Origin of the sequence: Pseudomonas sp. IPO3778 (genome assembly GCF_013386825.1) — a bacterium.
Lineage (GTDB): Bacteria > Pseudomonadota > Gammaproteobacteria > Pseudomonadales > Pseudomonadaceae > Aquipseudomonas.
In genome coordinates this window covers 118,134-128,193 of record NZ_JACARC010000043.1, presented here as the reverse complement: position 1 = coordinate 128,193, position 10,060 = coordinate 118,134, and the positions used below count along the sequence as shown (strand labels likewise).

Annotated in this window: 10 protein-coding genes; 9 read left to right on the top strand and 1 reads right to left on the bottom strand. The window is 62.4% G+C overall.

Going from position 1 to position 10,060, the window contains the following annotated elements; translation table 11 throughout:
* Positions 1–77 precede the first annotated feature (77 nt).
* The 5 genes from HX855_RS23515 to HX855_RS23495 all read left to right on the top strand — a co-directional run bounded on the left by HX855_RS23515 (position 78) and on the right by HX855_RS23495 (position 5,170).
* Entirely contained in the window at positions 78–842 is a 765-nt protein-coding gene (locus HX855_RS23515) for a sulfite exporter TauE/SafE family protein (protein ID WP_177089513.1), read from the top strand.
* Between the two features lie 116 nt (positions 843–958).
* Entirely contained in the window at positions 959–1,549 is a 591-nt protein-coding gene (locus tag HX855_RS23510; protein ID WP_177089512.1) for an NAD(P)H-dependent oxidoreductase, read from the top strand.
* A 41-nt stretch (positions 1,550–1,590) separates the two neighbouring features.
* Positions 1,591–2,487 (top strand): LysR family transcriptional regulator, encoded by an 897-nt coding sequence (locus tag HX855_RS23505; RefSeq protein ID WP_177089511.1) that lies wholly within the window; start codon positions 1,591–1,593, stop codon positions 2,485–2,487.
* 104 nt (positions 2,488–2,591) lie between these two features.
* On the top strand, positions 2,592–3,485 hold the full coding sequence (locus tag HX855_RS23500; protein WP_177089510.1) for an NAD-dependent epimerase/dehydratase family protein: 894 nt from the start codon (positions 2,592–2,594) through the stop codon (positions 3,483–3,485).
* A 239-nt stretch (positions 3,486–3,724) separates the two neighbouring features.
* A complete protein-coding gene (locus HX855_RS23495; protein ID WP_177089509.1) occupies positions 3,725–5,170 on the top strand; it encodes a SulP family inorganic anion transporter in 1,446 nt (481 codons plus the stop codon).
* A gap of 133 nt (positions 5,171–5,303) precedes the next feature.
* Here HX855_RS23495 and HX855_RS23490 read toward each other — a convergent pair whose 3' ends face one another.
* Positions 5,304–5,696, bottom strand: a complete 393-nt coding sequence (locus HX855_RS23490) for a lysozyme inhibitor LprI family protein (RefSeq protein ID WP_177089508.1) — start codon at positions 5,694–5,696, stop codon at positions 5,304–5,306.
* A gap of 193 nt (positions 5,697–5,889) precedes the next feature.
* Between HX855_RS23490 and HX855_RS23485 the strand changes: the two genes are divergently transcribed.
* From HX855_RS23485 to HX855_RS23470, 4 genes are read left to right on the top strand one after another with little or no spacing between them, the layout of a single operon-like run.
* Positions 5,890–7,293: a gluconate:H+ symporter gene (locus HX855_RS23485; RefSeq protein ID WP_177089507.1), complete on the top strand. Its 1,404-nt coding sequence runs from the start codon at positions 5,890–5,892 to the stop codon at positions 7,291–7,293.
* 15 nt (positions 7,294–7,308) lie between these two features.
* Complete coding sequence (locus tag HX855_RS23480; protein ID WP_177089506.1) at positions 7,309–8,169, top strand: MurR/RpiR family transcriptional regulator; 861 nt, start codon at positions 7,309–7,311, stop codon at positions 8,167–8,169.
* 1 nt (position 8,170) lies between these two features.
* A complete protein-coding gene (locus HX855_RS23475) occupies positions 8,171–9,634 on the top strand; it encodes an amidohydrolase family protein (protein ID WP_177089505.1) in 1,464 nt (487 codons plus the stop codon).
* Between the two features lie 29 nt (positions 9,635–9,663).
* Positions 9,664–10,032, top strand: coding sequence for a glyoxalase superfamily protein (locus tag HX855_RS23470; RefSeq protein WP_177089504.1), 369 nt, complete (start codon positions 9,664–9,666; stop codon positions 10,030–10,032).
* Positions 10,033–10,060 lie beyond the last annotated feature (28 nt).

Sequence of the window (10,060 nt, the reverse complement as noted above, 5' to 3'; positions counted from 1 at the left end):
CAGCCTCATGCAAAACAAGAGGCTGCCTCAGTATATGGCGAATTTTCAAGCAACACCCAAGCCCGCAAAATCAACCCATGAATACTTTTCTCGCGTTCTACCAAAACCTCGGTCCGGCCCTGACATTGCTGGTGATCGGCACCTTCCTGCTGGCCGGCACGGTCAAGGGCGTGATCGGCCTGGGCCTGCCCACCGTGGCCATGGGTATGCTGGGCCTGGCTATGCTGCCGGCGCAGGCTGCCGCGCTGCTGATCATCCCGTCCACCGTCACCAACCTCTGGCAACTGGCGTTCGGCGGTCACCTGAGCGCCTTGATCAAACGCCTGTGGCCGATGCTCCTGCTGATTTTCCTCGGCACCGGGCTGGGTTCGTTGTGGCTGGGCATGGACGGCGGGCATTGGGTGGTGCGAGCGCTGGGCGGGGCGTTGCTGGTGTATGCCTTGAGCGGGCTGTTGCTGCCGACGTTCAAGGTGAGCCCGGCCACCGAGCGCTGGCTGGGGCCGTTGTGCGGCGTGCTGACCGGGGTCATCACCTCGGCCACCGGGGTGTTCGTGATACCGGCGGTGCCGTATCTGCAAGCGCTGGGCTTGAGCCGCGACCAACTGGTGCAGGCGCTGGGGCTGTCGTTCACCGTGTCGACCCTGGCGCTGGCGGCCGGGTTGTTCTGGCGTGGCAGCCTGGGCGGTGGCGAATTGAATGCCTCGTTGCTGGCGCTGGTACCGGCGTTGCTCGGGATGTGGCTGGGCCAGGCCCTGCGCCAGCGCATCAGCGCAGTCCTGTTCAAGCGGGTGTTTTTTATCGGCATGGCTGCGCTGGGCGGTCATCTGCTGATCAGTGGTTAACAATCAATTGCTGATTCGTGCTTTTTGGTCAAATGTATTTTGCCTGCCCGGCGCTTATTCCAAAGCCTCGACCTCGTTACCCTGCCTTTAGACATTTTTAATCTTTAGGCACACCCATGAAAAAAGTTCTCTTGCTCAACGGCGGTAAAAAATTCGCCCACTCTGACGGTCGCTACAACAGCACCCTGCATGAAGCCGCCCTGGCCGTGCTGGACCGTGGCGGCATCGACGTCAAGGAAACCCACATCGACGCCGGCTACGACGTGGCCGAAGAGGTCGCCAAATTCCTCTGGGCCGACGTGATCATCTACCAGATGCCCGGCTGGTGGATGGGCGCTCCGTGGATCGTCAAAAAGTACATCGACGAAGTCTTCACCGAAGGCCACGGCAGCCTGTACGCCAGCGACGGCCGCACCCGCTCCGACGCTTCGCAGAAATACGGCAGCGGCGGCCTGATCCAGGGCAAGCACTACATGCTGTCCCTGACCTGGAACGCCCCGCAGCAAGCCTTCGACGACCCTACCGACTTCTTCGAAGCCAAGGGCGTGGACGCGGTGTATTTCCCGTTCCACAAGGCCAACGAATTCCTCGGCATGACCGGCCTGCCGACCTTCCTGTGCGTGGACGTGATGAAACGCCCGGCCATCGAAGCTGACGTGGCGCGCTACGAGCAGCATCTGGCACGGGTGTTTAACCTGAGTCTGTAATGCGGCTAGTATCCGTGCAGCCGCTATAAAGAGGATTCACGTTGAAAGCCCGATCCGATGAGCTACAGATCTTCGTCTGCGTGATTGAATGCGGGTCGATTTCCGCCGCCGCCGAACAGGTCGGGCAGACGCCCTCGGCGGTCAGCCGCACCTTGTCGCGCCTGGAAGCCAAGCTCGACACCACCCTGATCAACCGCACCACCCGGCGCATGGACCTGACCGAAGAGGGCAAGTATTTCTTCGAGCGGGCCAAGGTGATCCTCGAACAGATGGACGACCTCGAAGAGCGCCTGTCGTCGCGCCAGCAAACCCCGTCGGGGCGCCTGCGGATCAACGCGGCGTCGCCGTTCATGCTGCACGCGATCGTGCCGTACATCGCCGAGTTTCGCGGCCTGTACCCGGACATCCAGCTGGAGCTGAACAGCAACGACCTGATCATCGACCTGCTGGAGCAGAGCACCGACATCGCGATCCGCATCGGTGCCCTGGCCGACTCGACCCTGCACGCCCGCTCACTGGGTTGCAGCCCGCTGCATATCCTCGCCAGCCCGGCGTACCTGGAACAGCGCGGCACGCCCGCCACCGTTGCCGAACTGGCAGAACACACGTTGCTCGGCTTCACCCAGACCGAAACCCTCAACCACTGGCCGCTGCGCCATGTGCACGGGGATCGCTGGCAGATCCAGCCGGGCGTCGCCGCTTCCAGCGGTGAAACCTTGCGCCAACTGGCGCTGGAAGGGCAGGGCATCACCTGTTTGTCCGACTTCATGACCGCCCAGGACATCAAGGCCGGGCGCTTGATACCGGTACTGGCCGAGTTCAACAGCGGCTATCGCCAGCCGATCAACGCGGTGTACTACCGCAACTCGCAGTTGGCCTTGCGCATCCAGTGCTTCCTGGACTTTATCCAGGGCAAGTTGGCCAGCTACGCCAGCTGATTCGTGACCCCTGCGCAAGATTGAATTGGGCAATACGGACTTATTCCGCACGGATGGGTCCGCAATACTGACGCCATCCATTACTCACGCAGGGAGACACCTCCATGAACGTATTCGTTACCGGCGCTGCCGGTTTTATCGGCGGTTCCATCGCCACAGGCCTGGTCAAGGCCGGCCATCACGTCACCGGCCTGGTGCGCAGCGCCGAACAGGCGGCAGAAATGACGGCACTGGGCATCACCCCGGTGACCGGTACGCTGGATGATAGCGCACTGCTGACCGAGCAAGCGCGCAAGGCTGACGCCGTGATCAACGCCGCCAGCAGTGACCATCGTGGCGCCGTCGAGACCTTGCTGGCTGCGCTGAAGGGTTCCAACAAGCCGTTCCTGCACACCAGCGGTTCAAGCATCGTCGGTGATGCGTCGGGCGGTAAGTCCAGCGACGTTATCTACTTCGAAGACAGCCTGCCGGAGCCGACTGTCGACAAGGCCGCCCGCGTGGCCATCGACAATCTGATCCTGGCTGCCGCCAACGACGGCGTGAACTCGGCGGTGATCTGCAACACCCTGATCTACGGCCACAGCCTGGGCGTGAAGCGCGACAGCGTGCAATTGCCACGCTTGCTCAAGCAGGCGCGCAAGAGTGGCGTAGTGCGTCATGTGGGCACTGGCCAGAACATCTGGTCCAACGTGCACATCGAAGACGTGGTGGCGCTGTACCTGCTGGCGCTGGAAAAGAATGTGCCGGGCACTTTCTACTTTGTGGAGAGTGGCGAGGCGGCGTTTGTCGACATGACCACCGCGATTGCCGAAGCACTGAAACTGGGCAAACCACAGGATTGGCCATTGGCGGATGCCGAGGCCGAGTGGGGTTATGAGATGGCCAACTATGGCTTGGGCTCCAACAGCCGGGTGCGTGGCAAGCATGCGCGGGAACTGCTGGGGTGGGCGCCGAAGCGGACGTCTGTAGTCGAGTGGATTCGTAACGAGATGGTTTGATGCCAGGCTGCGTGGTCCCTGTTTTTTGTGGCGAGGGAGCTTGCTCCCGCTGGACTGCGCAGCAGTCCCAAACGGGTTGTCAAAATTGAACTGAAACACCGCAGTGTTCTTTTTAGGGCTGCTTCGCAGCCCAGCGGGAGCAAGCTCCCTCGCCACAGGATTGGCCACAATCGCTGGCTCCGCAGCGCCCAATTCCGTACCATCCCCAGCCTTATCCCCGCAACTCCCCCGGTATTTCAATGAACCTCACCCGTCTGCGCGCCGACGCCCTGGCCGGACTCACCACGTCTTTTGCCTTGCTGCCCGAATGCATCGCCTTCGCCCTGGTGGCTCACCTCAACCCACTGATGGGGCTCTACGGCGCGTTCATCATCTGCACCCTCACCGCGCTGTTCGGCGGCCGGCCGGGCATGGTCTCCGGTGCCGCCGGCTCGATGGCGGTGGTGATCGTGGCACTGGTGGTGCAGCACGGTGTGCAGTACCTGCTGGCTACGGTGTTGCTGGGCGGTTTGATCATGGTCGCCTTCGGCCTGCTGCGCCTGGGCAAGCTGGTGCGCATGGTGCCGCACCCGGTGATGCTCGGGTTCGTCAACGGCCTGGCGATCATCATTGCCCTGGCGCAGCTGGAGCACTTCAAGAGCGGTGACACCTGGCTCAGCGGCATGCCGCTGTACGTGATGACCGGTCTGGTCGCGGCAACCATGGCCATTGTCTACCTGCTGCCGCACCTGACCCGCGCGGTGCCGCCGGCCCTGGTGGCGATCCTCGGTGTTGGCCTGGCGGTGTACCTGCTCGGCCTGCCGACCCGCACCCTGGGCGACATGGCCCACATCGCCGGTGGCCTGCCGACCTTCGCGTTGCCGCAGATTCCCTGGACCCTTGAAACCCTGCACATCATCGCGCCCTACGCGATCCTGATGGCCATGGTCGGCCTGCTGGAAACCCTGCTGACCCTCAACCTCACCGACGAAATCACCGAAACCCGTGGCTACCCCGACCGCGAAAGTGTGGCCCTGGGCGCGGCGAATATGGTCTCCGGATTATTCGGCGGCATGGGCGGTTGCGCGATGATCGGGCAAACCGTGATCAACCTCAGTTCCGGCGGGCGCGGGCGCTTCTCCGGGGTGTTTGCCGGGGTGATGATCCTGTTGTTTATTCTGTTTCTGTCACCGCTGATCGAGCGCATTCCGCTGGCGGCGTTGGTGGGGGTGATGTTCGTGGTGTCCCAGCAGACCTTCGCCTGGGCCTCGCTGCGGGTGATCAACAAGGTGCCGCTCAACGACGTGCTGGTGATCATGGCGGTGACGGTGATTACCGTGTTCACCGACCTGGCGACGGCGGTGCTGTGCGGGATTGTGATTGCGGCGCTGAACTTCGCCTGGCAGCAGGCCCGTGAACTGTATGCCGATGAGCATATGGAAGCGGACGGCAGCAAACTCTATCGGGTGCACGGCACGCTGTTCTTTGCCTCGACCACGCCGTTTCTCAACCGCTTCGACCCGGCCAACGACCCGGCCCAGGTGACGCTGGATTGCCGTCACTTGAGCTTTGTCGACTATTCAGCGATTGCCGCCTTGATGACCCTGCGGGAGCGCTACGCCAAGGCCGGCAAGCATTTGCGGGTGCTGCACCTGTCTGAGCGCTGCCGCAAACTGCTCAAGCGCGCCCGGGTACAGCACGACTGACCCAGCGCCCTTGTAGGCGCGAGCTTGCTCGCGAAAAACTCGAGAGCGTCGCGTGGTATCAGGTGCCCAACGTCATCGTTAACGTCCTTCGCGAGCAAGCTCGCTCCTACAGTGCCCGGTGACGCATCTGAAATCACGGCCCGACCAGGTTTTCCAGTTCCTGGGCGCGGGTCTGGGTCATGTCCAGCACGCAGCCGGAGCCGTTGATTTGGTCAATGGTGCCGCCGGTGGCGGAGCCGATGAAGCCGCAGTTGGCATCGCGAAACTTGATCCACTGACGCTGCACATCCTGCAATTGCTGCTTGCGGTTGCCTTCCATCGCCGTCATGGCGGTTTTGTAGGCGGTGTTCAGGCGCGCGTCCTGGACCTTGGTTTCCTTGGCATTGCAATCAACCATGTCGGCGGTGGTGTTGGCGCCGTCCATGCATTTTTTCAGCGCCGGGTTCTCGTCGGCCGAAGCCGTGCCGCACAAGGCCAGCAGCAGTGCACTGGCGGCGAAGGGAACTAGCAGGTGTTGACGATTCATTCTGGGTTTTCCTGGTCATGAGTCGGTGTGCAGTCTAAGACTCGCCCTGCACCGTTGAGTTTCCAGCCCCGGCAATCTTCATGTAAGAACGCCCCCCGAATTTTCATCCACTGACCTTGGACATATCCCAGGGCGACAGGGCGTGTCTGTGGGCGAAAATTACTTTCATAAAAATTGAAAATACGCCTCGGTAATGATTTATGACTTTCACAACCTATTCGACGTGACCCTTTCCGAGGAGTACCGCATGGCCGCATCACCGGGGTATTGGCTGTTGATCTACGCCGCCATCGCCATCATTGCATTGATCGTATTGATCGCGCGTTACCGGCTCAACCCGTTTATCGTCATCACCCTGGTGTCTATCGGCCTGGCGCTGCTGGCCGGGATGCCGGCGGATACGATCATGGGCTCCTACGAAGCGGGTGTGGGCAAGACCCTGGGGCATATTGCGCTGGTGGTCGCGCTGGGCACCATGCTCGGCAAGATGATGGCCGAGTCCGGCGGCGCCGAGCAGGTGGCGCGCACGCTGATAAACCGCTTCGGCGAGCGCAATGCCCACTGGGCGATGGTGTGCATTGCGTTCCTGGTGGGGCTGCCGCTGTTTTTCGAGGTCGGGTTTGTGTTGCTGGTGCCGATCGCGTTCACCGTGGCGCGGCGGGTGGGTGTGTCGATCCTGATGGTCGGTTTGCCGATGGTCGCCGGCTTGTCGGTGGTGCATGCGCTGGTACCGCCCCACCCGGCGGCGATGATGGCGGTGTTGGCCTATAACGCGTCGGTCGGGCAAACCGTGCTGTATGCGATTCTGGTGGGTATCCCGACGGCGATCATTGCCGGTCCCCTGTACGCCAAATTCATCGTGCCGCACATTCACCTGCCGGCGGAAAACCCGCTGGAGCGCCAGTTCATCGACCGCGAGCCCCGCACTCGCTTGCCGAGTTTCACCCTGACCATGGGCACCATCCTGTTGCCGGTGGTGCTGATGATGATTGGCGGCTGGGCCAACGTGATTTCTACGCCAGGCACCGCCTTTAACCAGTTCCTGTTGTTTATCGGCAACTCGGTGATTGCGCTGCTGGTGGCAACCCTGGTGAGCTTCTGGACCCTGGGCCTGGCCCAGGGTTTCAACCGCGAATCCATCCTCAAGTTCACCAATGAGTGCCTGGCACCCACCGCCAGCATCACCTTGCTGGTGGGCGCGGGCGGCGGTTTGAACCGGATTCTGGTAGACGCCGGCGTCACCAATGAAATCCTCGGGCTGGCACACGCCTTCAACCTGTCGCCATTGGTGATGGGCTGGCTGTTCGCCGCGCTGATGCGCATCGCCACCGGCTCGGCCACGGTGGCCATGACCACCGCGTCGGGTGTGGTGGCGCCGGTCGCCATGGGCTTGGGATATCCTCACCCGGAATTGCTGGTGCTGGCCACCGGTGCGGGGTCGGTCATCTTTTCCCACGTGAACGACGGCGGCTTCTGGCTGATCAAGGAATACTTCAATATGACGGTGATCCAGACCTTCAAGACCTGGACCGTGCTGGAGACCCTGATTTCGGTGGTCGCCTTCGGTCTGACGTATGGCCTGTCCTGCATTTTGTAACCCGGAGCCGAACCGATGGACATCCTCTACCAGATCCGCGCCCGCCAGGATTCCTTCAGCGCCGGCGAAGGGCGTATCGCCAAGCTGATGCTCGAGGATGTCGGCTTTGCAGCGTCCGCCAGCCTGGAAGAACTGTCCCAACGGGCCGAGGTCAGCACCGCCACCTTGTCGCGTTTTGCCCGCAGCGTCGGGTGCCGTGACCTGCGTGACCTGCGCCTGCAACTGGCCCAGGCCAGTGGCGTCGGCAGCCGATTCCTTGACCCGGCCGGGCTGCCCGAGCAATCGGCGTTTCACCGGCAGATTCTCAGCGATATCGAAGCGACATTGCGCCGGCATTTGTCCGGCTTTAACCAGCGCAGTTTTGTCGACGCCGTGAGCCTGCTGGGCCATGCGCGGATGATCCACGCGTTTGGCATGGGCGGGCCATCGAGCCTGTGCAGCGACGAGTTGCAAGTGCGCCTGGTGCGCCTGGGCTACTCGATCGCCGCCTGCCATGACCCGGTGATGATGCGCGTGACCGCCGCCACCCTGGGCCCGGACCATGCGCTGATCGTTTGCTCCCTGACCGGCATCACCCCGGAGGTGCTGGGCGTGGTGGCACTGGCGCGTAACTACGGCGCAAAAATCATCGCCATCACCCTGCCGGACTCCCCGCTGGCGCAGTTGGCCGACGTGCTGCTGCCGCTGCAACCGGCGGAAACCAGTTTTATCTACAAGCCAACGGCGGCGCGCTACGGAATGCTGTTGGCCATCGACGTGCTCGCCACCGAGCTGGCCTTGGCCATGCCGGACGACAACCAGGAACGCCTGCGACGGATCAAACTGGCCCTGGACGATTATCGCGGCGGCCCCGACAGCCTGCCGCTTGGAGATTGAGATGAAGTACCACACGCTGATCCGCCAGGCTTTGATCATTGATGGCAGCAACACCCCCGGCTATGTCGCCGATGTGGCGTTGCGCGAAGGGCGTATCGAGAAAATCGGCGACTTGTCCCGGGACAGCGCCGAGCACGAAATCGACGCCACCGGGCGCGTGCTGGCACCGGGCTTTATCGACGTGCACACCCACGACGACACCGTGGTGATCCGTCACCCGCAGATGCTGCCCAAGCTCAGCCAAGGCGTCACCACGGTGATCGTCGGCAACTGCGGCATCAGCGCTTCGCCGGTGAGCCTGCGGGCTGATCCGCCGGATCCGATGAACCTGCTGGGCACGCGCGAGGCCTTCGCCTATCCGCGGTTTGCCGATTACCGCGCGGCGGTGGAAAGTGCCCATCCAGCGGTCAACGTGGCCGCGCTGATCGGCCATACGGCGCTGCGCAGCAACCATATGGACGACCTGCACCGCACTGCAACGCCCGATGAAATCGCCGCCATGCGCGTGCAGTTGCAGGAGAGTCTTGCGGACGGCGCCCTGGGGTTGTCCACTGGCCTTGCGTACGCCAGCGCCTTCAACGCCGAGACCGATGAAGTGCTGCAACTGAGCGAAGAACTCACGGCGTTCGGCGCGGTGTACACCACCCATTTGCGCAGCGAATTCGAGCCGGTGCTGGAGGCCATGGACGAGGCGTTTCAGATTGGCCGTCACGCCAAGGCACCGGTGATCATTTCCCACCTCAAGTGCGCGGGCGCCGGCAATTGGGGGCGCAGTCCGCACTTGTTAGCTTCACTGGAACACGCAGCGAAGACTCATCCGGTGGGTTGCGATTGCTATCCCTATGCAGCCAGCTCTTCGACCCTGGACCTCAAGCAAGTCACCGATGCGTTTCGTATCACCATTACCTGGTCGACACCGCACCCGGAAATGGGCGGGCGGGATTTGCAGGACATCGCCGCTGAATGGGCGGTGCCGCTGATGGACGCTGCCCGTCGCCTGCAACCTGCCGGCGCGGTGTATTACGGGATGGATGAGACGGATGTGCAGCGTATTTTGGCGCACCCGTTGTCGATGATCGGCTCGGATGGTTTGCCGGAAGATCCGTTCCCCCATCCACGGTTGTGGGGCGCGTTTCCCCGGGTGCTGGGGCATTTCAGCCGGGACCTTGGGTTGTTCCCGCTGCACACTGCCGTGCACAAGATGACCGGCTTGTCGGCCGCGCGCTTTGGCTTGGCCGAGCGCGGTGAAATTCGCGAAGGGCACTGGGCGGACCTGGTGTTGTTCGATCCGTTGCGGGTGCGGGATGTGGCGGACTTCAAGGCGCCCCAGCGCGCGGCGGAAGGGATTGACGGGGTGTGGGTCAACGGCGTACTGAGCTACAGCGACGGCCAGGCCAACGGCCAGCGGCCCGGACGATTCCTGGCGCGCAGCGGGGATTTGCGTAAAGGGTTTGCGGCTTTATAGTTGCGGCTCTCAAACACGGAGCAATCGCCATGCACTTAGGAAAAGTCACCCCCATTTTGCGCAGTTTCGACGAGGCCAAGACGCTGGCGTTCTACGTCGATTTCCTGGGGTTCAAGGTCGATTGGCAGCACCGGTTTGAAGACAATTTCCCGCTGTACCTGCAGGTTTCCCTGGGGGATTGCGTGTTGCATTTGTCCGAGCACCATGGCGATTGCACGCCCGGTGCGGCGGTGCGGATTCAAGCCCAGGGGCTGGAGGCGTACCAGCAGCAGTTGCTGGCCAAAAACTACCGCAACGCCAAGCCCGGGATTGAAGACACGCCGTGGGGCAGTCGTGAGATGAGCATCAGCGACCCGTCGGGGAACCGGTTGGTGTTTGTCGAAGAAGTAGCGGTTTGAACCCGTTCTAATGTGGCGAGGGAGCTTG